Below are 16998 nucleotides of genomic sequence, written 5' to 3'. Positions count from 1 at the left end.
GATGTTGTACCTACGCCTCTTCTTCCCACTCGCTCTGAATGCGGGCCACCACGTCCTGGATGACCGTGAGCTGGTCCTCGGGACAGACGCCGATGAGGGGTTCGCCCTCGTCCACGTTGTCGCCGCGGCCGAAGTAGACGGAGTAGATGATGCCCTCGGGCCCGGAATAGGCCAGGGGAGTCTCCCGCTTCATGCGGGACACGATAAGAAATTCCATGCCGTCCTGGACCTTGACCGAGCGCTTGCCCGAGACCTTGAGCTTCTGGTCCACCTCGGGGACGAAGTAGTATTTGGCCCGCTCCGGGGCGCGAAACAGGTACAGGGCCTCCTGCAGGATCAGCTCGATGACTTCCTTGCGGGTCAGATAATGCTTGATGGTCACCAGCGGCTCGCCCGCCTCCACGAACTGCCCCTCGTGCTGCGTGTGCACGGCCTCGATGACGCCCTTCTCCGGTGCAGGGATGGGCTTCTCGTTCTTCTCGCGGGTCAGGTGGGCCAGCAGGGTGCCGGGCTTTTCCAGGAACTCGCCGCGCGGGCCGTGGACCTTCTCGCCGGGCTTGACGGCAGCGAACGAGACCACGCCGGTATGCGGGGCGCGGACCACGATCTCGCGGTACGGGGACGCCTTGACTTTATCGAGCAACTCTTTGATATTCAGCACTATTTATCCTCTATTACGGTCTGATTCGTGTTTGTTTGAAACACGGGACGCGCTCGGGTGTGTCTCATAAAAATCAGCGATAGTAAAGGTTGCGCCCGCCCATGGTCAGGAGGGACTGGTGGAGGTTCTTCTTGACCTCCCGGCGATCCCAGATGCCGTGGATGTGGCCGCGCGACAGGGCGTGGTACGCCTTGTGATAGTTGGGCGGCACGGCAATGCCCGTGGTCTCGGAAATGACCCCCGGCCCGGCAAAGCCGATGTTCGAGGACTGCACCGCGAACTGGTACGGCGAGCAGCCCAGGAAGCTGGCCACGGGCCCGGCGTAGGAGTTGGTGTCGTAGAGCACCAGGTACAGGCCGCCCGCGTCGATGTAGCGGCGCACGGCGATGGTGCAGCGCGGCATCTGGATGACCCCGTTGACGCCCTCCTGGATGCGGATGCCCGCCGTTCCGTGCACATAGGCGATGAACGGCTGGCGCTTGCGCGTGGCCCGTTCGGCCGCGCGGATGAACTTCTCGCCCTCGGCCGCGCCCACCGAGCCGCCCCGGAACGGCGCGCAGAGCACGGCCACCACGGCGTCCACCTCCTCGATGGAGGTCTCGAAGGTGATGCACGCGGACTTGAGCCCGGTCCGCTCCTTGGCCTTGTCCAGCTTGGTGTCGAACTTCTCGTAGCCCAGGGGGTTGATGGACTCCAACTGCTGGTTGAACTCCTTGGATTCGCTGTAGTCGAAGACGTTTTGCAGGTACCAGCGGTACTCCATGGGGAAATGGTGGCCGCAGGACGGGCAGACCCCGGCGAAATCGCCGAACAGATCCGGCACCCACAGGTCCGGGCAGTGGTGGGTGCGCACGTTGGGGCAGGAAATGGTCCGGTCCTCCTGGCTGCGCGGGCTGGTCCAGGCCCATTCGCTACCCACCAGGCAAGCCCCGTCCTCCGGGCAGGAGAGCCGGGTCAGCCGCTCCTTCACGGCCTCGCCCACCTTGGGCTGGGCAGTGCCGTTGCCGGGCAGGATCTTGTCCAGGGTCTTCTTGAGCGGCATGAGCACCTTGTGCCGGACCAGGTGCGCCTCGGCCCCGAGGTCCTCGAACATGGCGTTGAGGCGCTTCTTCTGGCGCCCGAGCAGGTCGTAGCGTAAAAAGGAATGGGCGGCCCAGATGGTCCCCTTGGTGGCGGCCACGGCGCGGGTGACCACGCCGGTGCCGTCCAGGCGCGCGTGGCGGCTCATGGACCGGAACTTGCGCTGGCGCTGCTCCACCAGCCGGTCCAGGGCGGACTGGGACAAGGTCCAGCGCATGTAGATGGACTCGGCATCGTCGGTCTTGGAGGTGCGCACGGCCATGGCCCGGTAGAGCTTCATGGACTTGACCGAGCTGACCACCTCGTTGGTGGTCTGGATCAACTCGCGCCGCAGCTCACGGAAAAAATCGTAATGGGACGGCCTTGCCCCCAGCGGCGGCTCCTGAAGCACGCGGTCCACATAGCCGTTTTGCAGGTTGTCCCCGGCGGTGATGCACAATTGGCGGGCGCACTTCTCGATGAGCTCGGGCGTGGCCCGTTCCCCGCTGCGCAGCCCGGCCTCGATGGCCGCCGCACCCTCGGGCGAGATGACCGAATAGTAGCCGTGGGAGAGCATGATCCTTCGGTCGGCCAGACCGATGGCCTCGGCCCCACCCGAACCGCCCTCGGAGAACACGGCCACCACCGGCACGCGCAACCCGGCCATATCGTACAGGTTGCGGGCGATCTGCTGCGCCGCGCCCGGCCAGTCCTCGACCGGATAGGCACCGGGGGTGAACACGAAGGTGTGGACCGGGATGTTCTCGGTCTCGGCGACCTTCATGTAGTGCAGCGCCTTGGCGTTGCCCCACGGTTTGACCGAGCCGCCGTTGCGGAAGGCCTCGCCGTGGCCCTTTTCCTGGCCGATGACCATGACCATCTGGTTGGTGACCTTATCGCCCACCCGGCGGGAGAACACGGCCCGGGCGATGAGCATGCTCGGGTCGATGTTGTACTCGCCCCGGCCGCCGATCTCGGTGTAGTTGTCGTAGACGTTCTCCAAGATGTCCTTGAGGCAGATGCGCTGGGGATGGCGGACGATGCGCACCCTGTCCATGGGCGTCAGGGTGGTGTCGAGCTTTCGCTCGGAAAAATCGAACAGGTCCGCAATGCGCGCCAGCTCCTCGCGCTTGACCCCGCCAGGCTTGGCCTGATGGCGTTCCAGAAGTTCGCCGAACTTGGCCGCCAGCAGACGGATGGATTCGTCGTCGCGGTCGGCGAAGATGTCGCGGATGTAGGCCAGCCGATCCCTGAGCCCCTGAATTCTTCGTTCCCTGTCCATGCTCAGAACTCCAGGAGTTTGCCGGTCTTGGCCTTCAGGTATTCGACGTTGCTGTAGAATTCATCGGAGGACCCGCCGCACTGCCCCTCCAGCACCAACCCGTCCAGGAACTCCAGTCCGCGCGCCTTGGCCTCGGCCAGGTCGTTGCCCCAGACGATGGCCAGGGCCAGGTTCGGATCGTATTCCATGGGAATTTCGTAGGGCCGGTCCGTGGGCACGTGGGTATGGACCTGGAGCCAGTCGCGCTCGGGCCAGCCCAGTCGGGTGATGGTCCCGGCGCAGGGCGTGAACCGGTTGGCCGTGTTCTCGGCCACCAGCCGGTACTCGATGCCAACGCCCTCGAAGGTGATGTCCTCCTGGGTGTAGCGCAGGGGCTCGCCCAGGGCCAGGCGGATCTGCTCGGTGATGATGTCCACCGGCCGGCCGCCCACCCTGGAGATGACCGCGGACACGCCGTTCTCCACCTGGATGCGGGTGTTGACCTCCATCAGGAAGGGCTCCCCGCGCGGGGTGATGATCCACTCCCAGGTGCCCACGTTGTCGTAGCGGGTCTCGCGGGCCATGGCCAGAGAGTGGTCGGTGATCTCGGACAGCACCCTGCCTGCGTCGAAGGTGTAGGAGACCACGCCCGGCGCGAAGCCCGGCGCGACCTCGATGCGCTTCTGCTTGCCCGTGGACTGGACCGAGCAGTTGCGCGTGCCGAAATGGACGTGCTGCCCCCCGCCCCGTCCGGAGACCACCTGGACCTCCAGGTGGTTGAAGTCGAAGATGCGCTGCTCGATAAGTACGCCCTCGTCCCCGAAATTTCGCTTGGCGTAGTTGCGGATGCGCCGGAATACCGAACGGAACTCGTTGAAGTCCCCGACCTCCTCGATGCCCATGCCCCCGCCGCCGGCCGAGGCCTTGACCATGATCACCCCGTCCACGATGCCCTGGCTGGCCTGGAACTCGAACAGGGATGAGGCGATTTCGTCGGCCTCGATCTCGCTGTACACGGGCCGGTCCGAACCGGGCACGGTGGGCACGCCCAGGGAGCGCGCGATACGCTTGGTGTTGATCTTGTCGCCCAGGTCGCGGATGACCCACCAACTCGGGCCGATGAACTCCATGGGGCGGTCCCGCCGGACCACGCGGCGGGCGAAGCGGAAGTCCTCGGCAAAAAAACCGTAGCCGGGATGCACGGCCGTGGCCCCGCTCGCGTCGGCCACGGAGAATATCTCGTTGGCGTCCAGGTAGGAGGAAATGGTGTGGACCGCGCCGTCCCCGGCCATCTCGCGGGCCAGCCGGACGTGCCCGGACTCCCGGTCCGCGGCCGTGCACACGCAGACGAAGTCGAGCCCCAGACGCCTGCACGCGCCCATGACCCGCATGGCGATCTCGCCTCGGTTGGCTATGAGGACCTTGTGGCGGTCGATGTTTCCGGTTTGCACTGTCAACCTTGCTCGCGCTTTTTCTTGCGCAGGGCGATGAGTCTCTTCTGCACCTCGAGGACCAGCTTGTCGAGCTTGATCTGCTTCTGCCGGTCCAGGTCCACGAAATTCAGCCCCACGATGCCGTTGTCGTGCACACGCATGCACGAGGCCCTGGCGCCGCTGAGGAACAGCTTGTTCTTGATCAGCAGCTCCACGTCGTAGGCCTCCTTTTCGGTGAACCGCCCGCTCTTGTCGAGGATCGCCAAGCCGGTGGCGCTGAGGTCGGCCACGTCGTGAACGACATCCAGGCCGGGGAACCGCGCGGTCAACCCCGGCACCTTGGTCCGGAAGGCCTTGCGCAGCCGTTCCTCGTCGTCGGGCAACTGTATGTTGAAATCCATATATCCCCCAAAGGAACTCTTGTGTCCGCCCGAAGGCTATTTGCCGGAGACGCGCTTCTCCAGGATGAACTCCACCCGCCGGTTCTTGGCCCGGTACTCCTCGGAGGTATTCGGGTACAGCGGGTTGAGATAGGCCAGCCCCGTGGCCGTCAGCCGGGTGGATTCCAGCCCCATCTTGAGCAGCTCGCGCAGGACGTTGACCGCTCGCATGGCCGAAATCTCCCAGTTGTCCTTGAACCGCGAGTTGCCGCTCGGCCGTACGTTGTCGGTGTAGCCGACGATTTTGATGTTCTGGTCCTTGTGCTTGATGAAAAAGTCCTTGAGATCGGCCACCAACTGCACGCCCTTGGGCGTGAGGGTTACCTTCCCGGACTGAAACATGACGTCGCCGGGCACCCGCAGGGTGATGATCCCGTCCTCGAAATTGGCGCTGACCAACCCCTCCACGCCCTTCTTGGTCTGCAAAGTCTTGACCTCGGCGAAGACTTTGCGCTGGGACTCGATGATCTGGCGGCGCATCATGGCCTGGTCGATGAGCACCCCGGCCTCTTCCCGGCTAATGCGGCTGGTGGAAATCTTGTCCATCTTGCCCTGCAGGGCCTGGGTCACCGACGTGAAGGTGTCTGAAAACTTCTGCGTGTCGATGGTGGACATGGAATAGAGGAGTATGAAAAAGACCAGCAGCAGCATGGACAGGTCGGCGAAGGTGGTCAACCACTCGTTGACATCGCCATCGTCGTCACTAAAGTCGAGCAACAGGTCGTCGTCATATTCGTCGCTCATCGCTGGGTCTCCCGCTCGACCGGGGCCAGGAAGGACGAAAGCTTCTCATAGACCAACCGGGGGTTGTTGTTTTCAAGGATGGACTTGGCCCCCTCGAAGATGACTTCCAGGTGCAACTGCTCCTGCAGGGTACGGGCCTTGAGCTTGGCCGCGATGGGGATGAAAAAGAGCGTGGACATGGCCGACCCGTAGAAGGTCGTCAGGATGGCCACGGCCATGGCCGGGCCGATGGACTTGGGATCATCCAGCCGGGAGAGCATCTGGACCAGACCGATAAGCGTACCCATCATCCCGAAGGCCGGGGCCAGGGCAGCCAGCCGTTTGAACACGTCCTGGGCCACCTGGTGGCGGCGTCGCATGGAGTTGATCTCGATGGACAGGGTGGAGCGGATGAGTCCCGGGTCCGCGTTATCCGCGATAAGCTGGCAGGATTTCTTGAGGACCATGTTCTCGGTCTGGACGTTCTCCAGGGCGATGAGCCCCTCGCGGCGGCTGATCTCGGCCACCTTGACCATGATGTTGACCACGTCGCGGGTGCGGCTCTTGCGGCCGACGAACATCTTGAACGCGGCCTTGAAGGACTGTATGATCTCCTCGAACGGAAAGGCCACCAGGATGGAGGCGAGCGTGCCGCCGATAACGATCATCATGCCGGGGACATTGATAAAAACATCAACAGCTCCACCAAGGATAATGGCCCCGGTGATGAGCGAAAGCCCCACGGCAAGACCAAGTAGTGTCACGATATCCATAAAGCGTGCCTATCCTTCACGAGTCTGATCGGTCCGTTTGCGAAATCCCTCTCCCCTGCCCGGCATCGCATCCAAGCCACAAGGAGTCCACATGGAATACCATAGGAAGATACAACAGTCTGCCGCATACATACATGAAAAGCTAGACAAAATTCAAGCCGGTACCGTGGCATTTATAACGGGTACGGGCCTGGGCCCGCTGACCGCGGCCATCGAAAACCCGGTGATCATCCCCTACAGCGACATCCCCCGGTTCCCGGCTTCCTCGGTCAAGAGCCATGCGGGCCGTCTCATTTCCGGTTCCATCGAGGGCGCCCCGGTCCTCGCCCTGGACGGCCGCTTCCACCTCTACGAGGGGTTCACGCCGCAGGAGGCCACCCACAATATCCGCGTCCTCGGCGAACTGGGCATCAAGACTCTGGTCCTGACCAACGCGGTGGGCGCGCTCAATCCTTCCTTCGAAGTGGGCTGCCCCATGCTCATCGAGGACCACATCAACCTGACCGGCGCAACCCCCCTGCGCGGCGAAAACATCGACGCCTGGGGCGACCGTTTCCCGGACATGTGTGCGGTCTACGACCCGGCCCTGCGCAGCCTCGCCGTCCAAAAGGCGCTGGAGCTGGGCATCCGCCTGGAGCGCGGCGTGTTCATGCAGGTCATGGGCCCGAACATGGAGACCCCGGCCGAGACCCGCATGTACCGGATAATGGGCGCGGACGCCATCGGCATGTCCACCTGCATGGAGGCCATCGCCGCCCACCATATGGGCATCCGCATCCTCGGCCTGTCCTGCCTGACCAACAAGAACCTGCCGGACTGCATGCAGGAGGCCTCCTTGGAACAGGTCATCGCCCAGGCCGAGAAATCCTCCACGGCCATGGTCAAACTCCTGCGCGCCATCCTAAAGGAAATACGGAAAACCGCCGAATAGCCTTCGGGGTACCCCCAGGCATCGACACGGCTAAACAGCGACCGGGACGGCAACGACATGAACAAAGCGGCCTTGAGCATACTGACGGCAATCCTCCTGCTCTTCCTGCAGGGATGCGGCAACCGCCTGTGGGAAGACACCAAGGAGGCCACCACCGACACGTTCAACTACGTGTTCGATACCACGCCCACGGCCCACACCTTCCACGAAACCGCGTCCGTGCCGATCATCGAGCTCAACTACCGGGCCGCCGACGTCCTCTACTCCAACGTGGCCTCCCACGAACTGACCGCCAACTCCGCCGTGTTCGTCTCGCCCTTCACCAACCAGAACGACCCCGGCGACAAATCGGTCTTCGGCCAGACCATGACCAGGCAGATCGCCGACCGCCTCGTCCAGCACGGCGTGCGCATCACCGAGGGCGACCCCAACGTCACGGACTTCACCTACGCCACGGGCCTCGGCGCCGAGGACTACAAAAAGGCCGTCGGGCTGGCGGGCTCGTCCCGCGAGCTGCCGCCCCGCTCCGCCAAACTGGTCGGCTCCTACGTCATCGCCGATCAGTACGTGTACATGACCGCCCGCGTCATCCGCCTGGTCGACTCCACCGTGGTCGCGGCCCACAACTGGACCCTGCCCATCACCGACAGCGTCCGCCAGATGCTCCCCCAGCTCAAGGCCCGGGACGAAGGCATGGTCCCCACGGTCAAGACCTCGTTCAACGACTAGCGGACCGGGGACGCCTCCGGCGCGGCCTCGCCGGCCGGGCGTCTCCGACGGCTTAAGAACCTCTTGAAAGAGGTTCTTAAGAATCTCCAGAACTTTTTATGCCGCTTCGCGGGAACCGTGCTGACGCAACAGGCCGAGATTCTTCACATACCGCCCTACCGCCCCGCTCACTTTGAAGAGAAGGAGCACCCTTTCTCTCTACCCGCCGCACGCGCGCATACGCATACAAAAAGTTTAGGAAGGAAAGGGGGATGGGGGGCCGGAGGCAAAAAAAAAGCGGGCCGCGTCGGCGGCCCACCCTTTTTTCAGAACGCACCCCACTCCGGGGTCAGTCGATTTCCTCGTATTCCTCGACGCGCCAGACTTCGCCCGCGTCCTCGCCCCATTCCTTCTTGGCCAGCCGGTGGCCGAGGTTGAAGGCCTTGGTGTTGACGGCCCGGATCTTGGGCGGGAGCACGGCTTCCAGGCTTTTGCGCATGGTCGCCTGGTTGACGAACGGCAGGAGGCAGGAGAGCGCGCCCAGGACCACGGTGTTCATGGCCTGGACAATGCCGATCTTGTCCTTGGCGAGCGCGGTGAACGGAAGGCCGAGGTACTGATTGGTGGGCGGCTGCTTGACCAGATCGGATTCGATGACCAAGATGCCGCCCTTCTTGAGGTACGGATAGTAGGCGTTGCACGCCTCCTGGGACAGGGCCACGAGCAGGTCCAGGGATTCAGCCTTGGGGTAGCTGATGCGCCCGGAGCTGATGACCAGGTCGCACTTGCTGGACCCGCCGCGCGCCTCGGGGCCGTAGCTCTGGGTCTGGGTGACGTTGTAGCCGTGGCCCAAGGCCAGCCCCTGGCCCATGATCTTGCCGAGCGTGATGATGCCCTGGCCGCCGAGGCCGGAGAAACGGATTTCAAAGCGGTCGAGTTCCTGTTGCGCCTTCATCTACTTGCCCCCCTTTGCGGCCTGCTTGAGGAAGTTCTCCTGGCGGGCGTAGTACAACTCCTCGTAGCCGGGCTTGCCCCGGTCCACGAACACGCCGATGGGCATGCGGTCCGCGCGCTTGTTCTCGGGCAGCTCATTGTAGCGCTCCACGGGAATGGCCGTGGACTTGAGCCACTTGTACATGTCCACCGGGGACTTGTACTTGTTCTTGCGCCCGAACTGGGTGTGGCACGGGGTGATGGCCTCTACCAGGGAGAAGCCGGGCCGTTCCAGGGCCTCCATCATGATCTTCTCGAGCCGGTTGACATGGAAGACCGTGCCGCGCGCCACGTAGTTGGCGCCCGCGCCCCGGGCCAGCTCCACGGTGTCGAAACTGTGGTCCAACTGGCCGTAGGGGTTGGTCATGGTGGTGGAGCCCTCGGGCGTGGCCGGGGAGCTTTGTCCGCCGGTCATGCCGTAGATGTTGTTGTTCAGGATCATGGCCGTGACCCCGATGTTGCGCCGGGCGGCGTGGATCAGGTGGTTGCCGCCGATGGACAGCGCGTCGCCGTCGCCCATCAGCGCGATGACGTGGAGCTTGGGGTTGGACATCTTGATGCCCGTGGCGAAGCTGAGCGCCCGCCCGTGGGTGGTGTGCACGGTGTTGAAGTCCACGTACACGGCCAGCCGCCCGGAGCAGCCGATGCCCGCGACCACGACAACGTCGTCCTTGGGGATGCCCAGAGCATGGATGGAACGGATAAGGGTGCCGAGCACGATCCCGTGGCCGCAGCCGGCGCAGAGCACGTGCGGGAACTTCTTGTTGTGCCTCAGGTATTGATGGATGATTTCGTTTCCGGTGATATTGCTCATGTGACTACCCCTGCATGATGACCTTGAGGATTTCCGAGGGAGTGACGATCTGGCCGTCCACGCGGTTGATGGTCCTGACCGCGGCGTGGCCCATGTTGACGCGCTTCACCTCGCGGGACATCTGGCCCATGTTCATCTCCGGGACCACCAGGGTCTTGGCGTGGGACAGGATTTTCTCCGTCTGCCTGCGGGGGTACGGGAACAGGGTCATGAGCTTGAGCAGCCCTGCCTTGACGCCGTTGCTGCGGGCCTGCTGCACGGCTAGCTCGGCCGATCGGGCCACGGAGCCGTAGGCGATGACGCAAACGTCGCAGTCCTCGGTCATGATCTCCTCGACAAGCTGGATATCGTAGAAGAACTGGTCGATCTTACGATGGATGCGGTCCATGAGCTCGACCACCTCCTCGGGCCGCTGGGTGGGAAACCCGTTGCGGTCGTGGGTCAGGCCGGTGACGTGGAAGCGGTAGCCCGAGCCGATGGGCGGCATGGGCGGCACGCCGCGCACGGTCTCCTCGTAGGGCTTGTACCACTCGGGCGGCATGCTGGGCACGGTGCGCGAAAAGACCTCATACTCGCCCTCGTTGGGCAGCTCGATCTTCTCGCGGGTGTGGGAGGTGACCTCGTCCAGAAGCAGAATGACCGGGGTACGGTATTTCTCGGCCATATTGAAGGCCGTGATGGTCATGTCCAGGCACTCCTGCACGTTGGAGGCGGACAGGACGATGATCGGATGGTCGCCGTGGGTGCCCCAGCGGGCCTGCTGCACGTCGCCCTGGGCCGGGCTGGTGGGCAGGCCGGTGGACGGCCCCCCGCGCATGACGTTGACCAGGACCATGGGGGTCTCGGCCATGACGGCGTAGCCCAGGTTCTCCTGCATCAGCGAGAAGCCGGGGCCGGAGGTGGCGGTCATGGCCTTGCGCCCGGTCAGGGACGCGCCGATGACCGCGCCCATGCTGGCGATCTCGTCCTCCATCTGCATGAATACGCCGTCTTCCATCCTGGGCAGGCGGGTGGCCATGATCTCCATGATCTCCGAGGACGGGGTGATGGGATAGCCGCCGAAAAAGGTGCATCCGGCCAACAGCGCGCCTTCGACGACGGCCTCGTTGCCGAGCGCGAAAATCTCGGTGCGTTTCTTTGGTCTGGGCATGTCTGCTAAGCCCCCTTCCCGGCCGTTTTCTTCTTGGGCGGCGCTGTTTCGGCGTCCTTTTCGGACAGCCCGTTTTCCATGGGTTCCTTGTCACTGACCACAATGGCGAAATCCGGACAGTGCAGTTCGCAGAACCCGCACCGGATACAGTCTTCTTCGCGCTCGACCACGGCCTTGCCTTCCAGGCTCAGGCCCAGGACCTTGCCCGGACAGAACTCGACGCAAATGCCGCAGCCTTTGCACCAGTCCGGGTAGATGGTCACCTTGTTCTTGCCTTTGTTCTTACGGGACATGGCTCCTTCCAGGGCTGCTAAAATTCCTCAGGCCGGGCCTGAATGAAACGAAAAAAATCTCCCAGAGCACCTCTTCCTGATGGTACCCAGCTGATTTTCTAACAGGAAATTTCGTCGTGTCCAATGATTTCAAAAAATTGATTTTCACCTTTCAAAACCCGATGGCGAAAAAAAGCAAAATGCGCCCGAAGGATTCCCCTTCGAGCGCATTTTTCAACCGGATAAAATCGGAAATCAGGCGGCGAGCACGGCCAGAGCATTGATCACCGAGGCGGCCAACGCGCTGCCGCCCTTGCGTCCTTCGACCGAAATGTACGGTATGTCCCGGCTCATGAGCAACGCCTTGGACTCGGCCGCGTTCACGAATCCGACGGGCATGCCGACCACAAGTCGCGGGCATGCCGCGCCGTTATCCACGTGCTCCACCAGCCGGATGAGCGCAGTGGGCGCGTTGCCGACCACCCAGATATCGGGCTTGAGCTCGGCCACGGCCACGTCCACGGCCGCCTTGGCACGGGTTATTCCCTCAGCCTTGGCGCGGTCGATAACGCGCGGGTCGTTCATCAGACAGTGCACGGTGCAATGCAGCGGGTCGAGCCTGCGCACGGGCATGCCGCGCCTGGCCATCTCGGTGTCCGTGACGATCACGGCCCCGTTTTTCAGGGCCTCCAGGCCGTTTTCCACGGCCTTTTCGTGAAAACGGGCAAGCGTGAGCATCTCGAAATCCGCCGTGGTGTGGATCATGCGGCGGACGATGGCCCACTGCGCGCCCTGAAACGGACGCGGTTCAGGCACTTCGGAGTCGATGATCCGGAAGGATTCGGCCTCTATGTCCTCGGGTTTCTGGAAGCTCTGGAAGGTAATGTCGGTCAAAGCGGTTCACCCCTGGTACACTTTTTCAGCGTTTTCTCATTCGTTTCTTCCGCAAAATCGAAACGGTCCGGAACAGTTTTCACTCGTTTTCCGGACCGTTTCGGCTGATTGCAATCGATGTTCGCGGGACTGCCCGCCCCAGTTTCCTAGCGGTCCCGCGCCTGGTAGCGCGACAGCTGGGCCTCCAGACGGCGGCTGTAGGAGGTCAGAATGTAGCAGATCATGAAGTACAGGCAGGCGATGGTGATCCAGATTTCAAAGGAGGCAACCATCTCGCGGTTGTCCACCTGGATGCCGGTTCGGGTCAACTCGATGACGCCGAGAATGGCGGCGAGCGAGGTGTCCTTGGTCAGGGAGACGAACTGGTTGACGAAGGACGGAATCATGTTGCGCAGAGCCTGGGGCAGGATGACCAACTGCATGGCCTGGACGTGGGACAGCCCGGTGGACCGGGCGGCCTCCATCTGGCCCTTGGGCAGCGCCTTGACGCCCGCGCGGACAATCTCGCCCACGTACGCTCCGGTGAAAACCATGAAGCAGAACATGGTCGTGGAAAAGGCGGGCATGGTCTCGCCGGTGATGACCGGGGCCAGGTAATAGAACCAAAAGATGAGCAGGAGCAACGGCATGCCGCGGATGACTTCGATGTAGCAGACCGCGGGAAGCTTGACCCACCACCGCCGGGACATGCGCATGAGTCCAGCGGCCAGGCCTATCCAGAAGGCGCCGAAAATGCCGAAGAAGGCCAGGATGACGCTGGCCACCATCCCTTCGGGGTTGTGGACGAAGGGGAAGTGCCAGTCGAGTGTCGTTGTCCCGTAGAGAAAATAATCCAGGTTGTCGAACGCGATATCCCAATGCATGACAAGCCCTCCCTAATACATGACCTGGATCATGAAGTGCTTGTTGTACATGGTGATGCAGAACGAGACGACCAGGGAGATCGCCAGGTAGATCAACAGGGCAACGGTGAAGGCCTCGAACGGCATGGCGTGGTAGGACTCGATCTGGGTGGCCTGGTACATGAGGTCGGTGACGCCCAGGACCATGACCAGGGACGAGTTCTTGATCAGGTTCAGGGCCTGGGAAATGAGCGGCGGAATGACGATGCGCAGGGCCTGGGGCAGAATCACGTAGCGGTACCCCTGCAGGAAGGAGAGGCCCACGGCGCGGGACGCCTCAAGCTGGTTCTTGGGGATGGAGAAGATGCCCGCCCGGATCTCCTCGGCGATGAAGGCCGAGGTGTACACGGTCAGGGCGATGATGCCCATGAACAGCTCGACGTTGAAGAGCATCCACTCGCCGACGAAATGATGGCCGAACAGAGTGAACGGGCCGGGGAACCAATAATAGAGGTCGTTCATCCAGTCGTTGATGGCCTTGGGGATGACGAATGACGACGCATTGTACCAAAAGAATATCTGCACCAGCAGCGGCGTGTTGCGGAAAAATTCGGTGAAGGCGAAGCTGAACCACTGAAAGGGCTTGAACGGCGTCATGCGCATGACGCAGATGACGACGCCGAGCATCATGGCGCCGACCAGGGAGATCGTCGAGATCTGCATGGTGGTACAGAACCCTTCCCACATCCACTGGGCGGGCTCGCCCGTGAACATCCTGGCCCAATGAAAAGTATAATCCAAAATGCAATCCGTAGGTTGAAGTTGCTGCAAAAACCGGGAGCGCTCAAGGCGCTCCCGGTGAATCGGGCTAATTCAGCCTTACATGGGCCAGAGTTCCATCTCCCAGCCGGAGGGCAGGTCGTAACCCATCCACTTCTTGAAGAGCTTCTGGTAAGTGCCGTCGAGCCACATCTCGTTCAGGGACTTGTTGACGAAGTCGCGGAACGCGGAGTCGTTCTGCGGGACGCCGAGGCCGTAGGGCTCGGAGGAGAAGAAGGCGCCGACGATCTCCCACTTCTCGGGATGGTCGTCACCGGCCTTGAGACCGGCCAGGATGCCGGAGTCGGTGGTCACGGCCTTGACCTTGCCCTGCTTCAGGGCCATGAAGGCCTGCGGGTACTCGTCAAAGGAGATGACCTGAGCCTTGGGCTGGGCGGCCTTGATGTTCTTCTCGGATGTGGAGCCCTTCACGGTGCCGACCTTCTTGTTGGCCAGATCGGCGGTGGACTTGATGCCGGAGCCCTTTTTCACCAGCAGCTTCTGGCCGTCCATGAAATAGGTGATGGAAAAGTCGATCTGCTCGTCACGGGAGAACTTGTGGGTCATGGTGGCGGCCAGCAGGTCCACGGAACCCTGGGCCAGCATGGGAATACGGTTCTTGGAGGTAACAACCTTGAACTCGGGCTTCACGCCGAGCTTGTTGGCGATGTACTTGCAGATATCCACGTCGAAGCCGACCAATTCCTTGGTATTGGGATCGACGAAACCGAACAGGTTGACGGAGTCCTTGACGCCGCAAACCAGCACGCCTTTGGCCTTGATATCCTCGATTTTACCGGCGAACGCGACGTTGGCCGCAAACGCGAAGGACAGGACCAGTGCCAGAATCAGTACCAAACGTTTCATGAATCCTCCTCTCTCTAGAGATTCCAGTTTTATGCCAATTAAAGAATTTCCTTCAGGAAGTTCTTTGCGCGCTCGTGTTGGGGATTGCGGAAGAATTCGTCCGGGGCGGCCTGCTCGACCACCACGCCGCCGTCCATGAACAGGACCCGGTCGGCCACTTCGCGGGCAAAACCCATCTCGTGGGTCACGCAGAGCATGGTCATGCCCTCCCGCGCCAGGTCCTTCATGACGTTGAGGACCTCGTTGATCATCTCCGGATCGAGCGCCGAGGTCGGCTCGTCGAAGAGCATGACCTTGGGCTTCATGGCCAGGGAGCGGGCGATGGCCACGCGCTGCTGCTGGCCGCCGGAGAGTTCTGCGGGATACTTGTGGGCCTGATCGTGGATGCCCACCCGCTCGAGCAGGCTCAGGGCGATCTCCTCGGCCTCGTCCTTGGGCATGTTCTTTACCTTGGTGGGTGCCAGGGTGACGTTCCGGAGCACGGACAGGTGTGGATAGAGGTTGAACTGCTGGAATACGATGCCGATCTCGGCCCGCAGATCGTTGATATTGACGTCCTTGTCCAGGATGTTCTTTCCGTCGAACAGGATCTGCCCCTTCTGGTATTCCTCGAGCCGGTTGATACAGCGAATGAAGGTCGACTTGCCGGACCCGGACGGGCCGCAGATGACCAGCACCTCGCCCTTGTTCACGGATTCGGTGATCCCCTGCAGAACGTGAAAATCGCCATACCACTTGTGCAGTTTCTGCACTTCAATCATTGCCATTTGCAGCTGTCTCCGGACATGAATGTGAAAATAAAGAAAAAGCCCCTCCAATCCGCCAGGTGCCAGGACCGACCGGCAGGGCTCCAGTCACAGACAATAAATATTGTCCGAAATTGAAATAAAGTCAAGACGTCCGGGGGAAAATACAACTTTGTCAACACCCGGCCCGTCCCGATTCCTTGTCGTTTTCCGGGGCACAATCCACCTCCTGAAAAGCCGATTCCATCGCCTTTCGACCGGGAATTCAGATCCCTTCCGGTTCCAGCCGGATAGCCCGGGCGCGGACAGGTGGGCCGTAACCGGCGCTTATTGCAGCCCGGCTTCGCGGTAGTAGCGCAACGCCCCCTGGTGGATGGGCGCGGATAACCCCTGGAGCATGCCCATTTTTGTCAACCCGGCAAAGGCGGGCTGCTGTGCCTTGAAGGCCTCGAAATTCACGAAAACCTCACGGGTCAGAGCGTAGACGATGGGGGTCGGAACGTCGCTCGACGTGACCAGCGTGGCCTTGACCCCGAAGCTCTCCACGGTCTTGCCCGCGTCGGCCGCCCCGGGGTAATACTGCATGTTGATGCTCGACGGCACATAGTAGGGATGCAGGACGAACAGGGTGTCCACCCCGAGGATGGGAACAATGCGCACCTTGCGCTTGCCGCGGGTGATCTTCAGGATGGCCGCCGAGGGGTGACCCACCGTGTAGAAGAAAGCGTCCAGGGTGCCCGACTCAAGCATTTCGATGGCCTCCACGGCCTTGACCTCCACGGCCTGGATGTCGCCAATACCAAGCCCGGCGGCGTTCAGGGCGTCCAGGGAGTTCTGGTGCTGGCCCGAGCCGGGATTGCCGATGTTGACCCGCTTCCCCTTGAGGTCGCGGATGTCCCGGATGCCGGTGTCGTCCCCGGCCACCAGGGTCACGGTCTCCGGGTGCAGCGAGAACACGGCGCGCAGCTTTTTCTGCGGGCCCCGCTCCTGCCACTCGGCCATGCCGTGCACAGCCTGGAACTGACGGTCCGCCTGGGCGATGCCGAACTGGAGGTCCCCGGCGATGACCGCGTTGATGTTGAACACGGACCCGCCCGTGGCCTCCACCGTTGCCCGGATGTTGTACTTGTCCCGCTTGAGGTTGACCATGTTGGCAATGGCACCGCCCGTGGGATAATAGACCCCGGTGATGCCCCCGGTGCCGATGGTCACGAAAGTGGGCTCCCCGGCCTTGTAGACCTCGGAGGCGGCCTCATCCGGGGCTGTCGTCGCTGTCCCCGAGCCCGATTCCGTCCGCTCCTCTTTCGGCGCATCCCCGCAGGCAGAGAGCCAGACAGCCGAAGCCAACAACACTGCAACCGCCACAATCGTCCTGACACTCAACGCCATGGTCCCCCTCCTCCGCTGCAAGATATGCCGCCGCGTCCCCTGCCCTACGGGGCACACGCGGGCTATTGCACAATGAATACGCCCTTTTCGGCCATCAGGCAAACCGGGTACAGTTCATCGTCTGACACTCCGCTCCGGCCAGGAAACTGCTCGCCGCGCCAGGGCAACGGAAATTCCCCCTTTCGCGTCTCGAAAAAGGAAAGACAGGGACCGAACACCCTTC

At 62.3% G+C, this 16998-nt stretch carries 18 protein-coding genes; 2 read left to right on the top strand and 16 right to left on the bottom strand.

From position 1 onward, the window contains the following. Nucleotides 1-10 precede the first annotated feature (10 nt). From V8V93_RS10020 to V8V93_RS09995, 6 genes are all read right to left on the bottom strand, one after another. Complete coding sequence (locus tag V8V93_RS10020) at nt 11-661, bottom strand: biotin/lipoyl-containing protein (RefSeq protein ID WP_071546932.1); 651 nt, start codon at nt 659-661, stop codon at nt 11-13. Between the two features lie 73 nt (nt 662-734). Next, complete coding sequence (locus V8V93_RS10015) at nt 735-3002, bottom strand: acetyl-CoA carboxylase carboxyl transferase subunit alpha/beta (RefSeq protein WP_338666538.1); 2268 nt, start codon at nt 3000-3002, stop codon at nt 735-737. A 2-nt stretch (nt 3003-3004) separates the two neighbouring features. Further along, nucleotides 3005-4372 carry a biotin carboxylase N-terminal domain-containing protein gene (locus V8V93_RS10010; RefSeq protein ID WP_422394416.1) on the bottom strand — a complete coding sequence of 456 codons (1368 nt, stop codon included), beginning with the start codon at nt 4370-4372 and terminating at the stop codon, nt 3005-3007. Between the two features lie 62 nt (nt 4373-4434). After that, nucleotides 4435-4815, bottom strand: a complete 381-nt coding sequence (locus tag V8V93_RS10005; RefSeq protein WP_338666536.1) for a PilZ domain-containing protein — start codon at nt 4813-4815, stop codon at nt 4435-4437. Between the two features lie 36 nt (nt 4816-4851). Further along, the gene (locus tag V8V93_RS10000; RefSeq protein WP_338666535.1) at nt 4852-5598 is read right to left on the bottom strand and encodes an OmpA/MotB family protein; all 747 of its coding nucleotides are present in this window, start codon (nt 5596-5598) and stop codon (nt 4852-4854) included. Beyond that, nucleotides 5595-6350 (bottom strand): motility protein A, encoded by a 756-nt coding sequence (locus V8V93_RS09995; RefSeq protein ID WP_338666534.1) that lies wholly within the window; start codon nt 6348-6350, stop codon nt 5595-5597. The genes V8V93_RS10000 and V8V93_RS09995 overlap by 4 nt, the downstream gene beginning before the upstream one ends. 91 nt (nt 6351-6441) lie before the next feature. Between V8V93_RS09995 and V8V93_RS09990 the strand changes: the two genes are divergently transcribed. Then, complete coding sequence (locus V8V93_RS09990) at nt 6442-7281, top strand: purine-nucleoside phosphorylase (RefSeq protein WP_338666533.1); 840 nt, start codon at nt 6442-6444, stop codon at nt 7279-7281. Nucleotides 7282-7338: 57 nt separating this feature from the next. Beyond that, on the top strand, nt 7339-8010 hold the full coding sequence (locus V8V93_RS09985) for a FlgO family outer membrane protein (RefSeq protein ID WP_338666532.1): 672 nt from the start codon (nt 7339-7341) through the stop codon (nt 8008-8010). A gap of 328 nt (nt 8011-8338) precedes the next feature. Here V8V93_RS09985 and V8V93_RS09980 read toward each other — a convergent pair whose 3' ends face one another. From V8V93_RS09980 to V8V93_RS09935, 10 genes are all read right to left on the bottom strand, one after another. Beyond that, complete coding sequence (locus V8V93_RS09980; protein WP_338666531.1) at nt 8339-8944, bottom strand: 2-oxoacid:acceptor oxidoreductase family protein; 606 nt, start codon at nt 8942-8944, stop codon at nt 8339-8341. Next, a complete protein-coding gene (locus tag V8V93_RS09975) occupies nt 8945-9796 on the bottom strand; it encodes a 2-oxoacid:ferredoxin oxidoreductase subunit beta (protein WP_338666530.1) in 852 nt (283 codons plus the stop codon). It abuts the gene before it with no gap. A 4-nt stretch (nt 9797-9800) separates the two neighbouring features. Then, nucleotides 9801-10946, bottom strand: coding sequence for a 2-oxoacid:acceptor oxidoreductase subunit alpha (locus V8V93_RS09970; RefSeq protein ID WP_338666529.1), 1146 nt, complete (start codon nt 10944-10946; stop codon nt 9801-9803). A 5-nt stretch (nt 10947-10951) separates the two neighbouring features. Then, nucleotides 10952-11239 (bottom strand): 4Fe-4S dicluster domain-containing protein, encoded by a 288-nt coding sequence (locus tag V8V93_RS09965; RefSeq protein WP_338666528.1) that lies wholly within the window; start codon nt 11237-11239, stop codon nt 10952-10954. Between the two features lie 234 nt (nt 11240-11473). Next, nucleotides 11474-12112: a precorrin-8X methylmutase gene (locus V8V93_RS09960; RefSeq protein WP_338666527.1), complete on the bottom strand. Its 639-nt coding sequence runs from the start codon at nt 12110-12112 to the stop codon at nt 11474-11476. A gap of 146 nt (nt 12113-12258) precedes the next feature. Next, nucleotides 12259-12975 (bottom strand): amino acid ABC transporter permease, encoded by a 717-nt coding sequence (locus V8V93_RS09955; protein WP_338666526.1) that lies wholly within the window; start codon nt 12973-12975, stop codon nt 12259-12261. A gap of 12 nt (nt 12976-12987) precedes the next feature. Beyond that, nucleotides 12988-13755, bottom strand: coding sequence for an amino acid ABC transporter permease (locus V8V93_RS09950; protein WP_338666525.1), 768 nt, complete (start codon nt 13753-13755; stop codon nt 12988-12990). Nucleotides 13756-13833: 78 nt separating this feature from the next. Next, complete coding sequence (locus V8V93_RS09945; RefSeq protein WP_338666524.1) at nt 13834-14640, bottom strand: ABC transporter substrate-binding protein; 807 nt, start codon at nt 14638-14640, stop codon at nt 13834-13836. Nucleotides 14641-14678: 38 nt separating this feature from the next. Continuing rightward, nucleotides 14679-15407 (bottom strand): amino acid ABC transporter ATP-binding protein, encoded by a 729-nt coding sequence (locus tag V8V93_RS09940; protein WP_338666523.1) that lies wholly within the window; start codon nt 15405-15407, stop codon nt 14679-14681. Nucleotides 15408-15713: 306 nt separating this feature from the next. Beyond that, entirely contained in the window at nt 15714-16775 is a 1062-nt protein-coding gene (locus V8V93_RS09935; protein WP_338666522.1) for a TAXI family TRAP transporter solute-binding subunit, read from the bottom strand. Nucleotides 16776-16998 lie beyond the last annotated feature (223 nt).

Origin of the sequence: Pseudodesulfovibrio sp. 5S69 (assembly GCF_037094465.1) — a bacterium.
GTDB lineage: Bacteria > Desulfobacterota > Desulfovibrionia > Desulfovibrionales > Desulfovibrionaceae > Pseudodesulfovibrio > Pseudodesulfovibrio methanolicus.
Note: the sequence above shows the minus strand (reverse complement) of the source record. Positions and strands in the feature narration are given on the sequence as shown.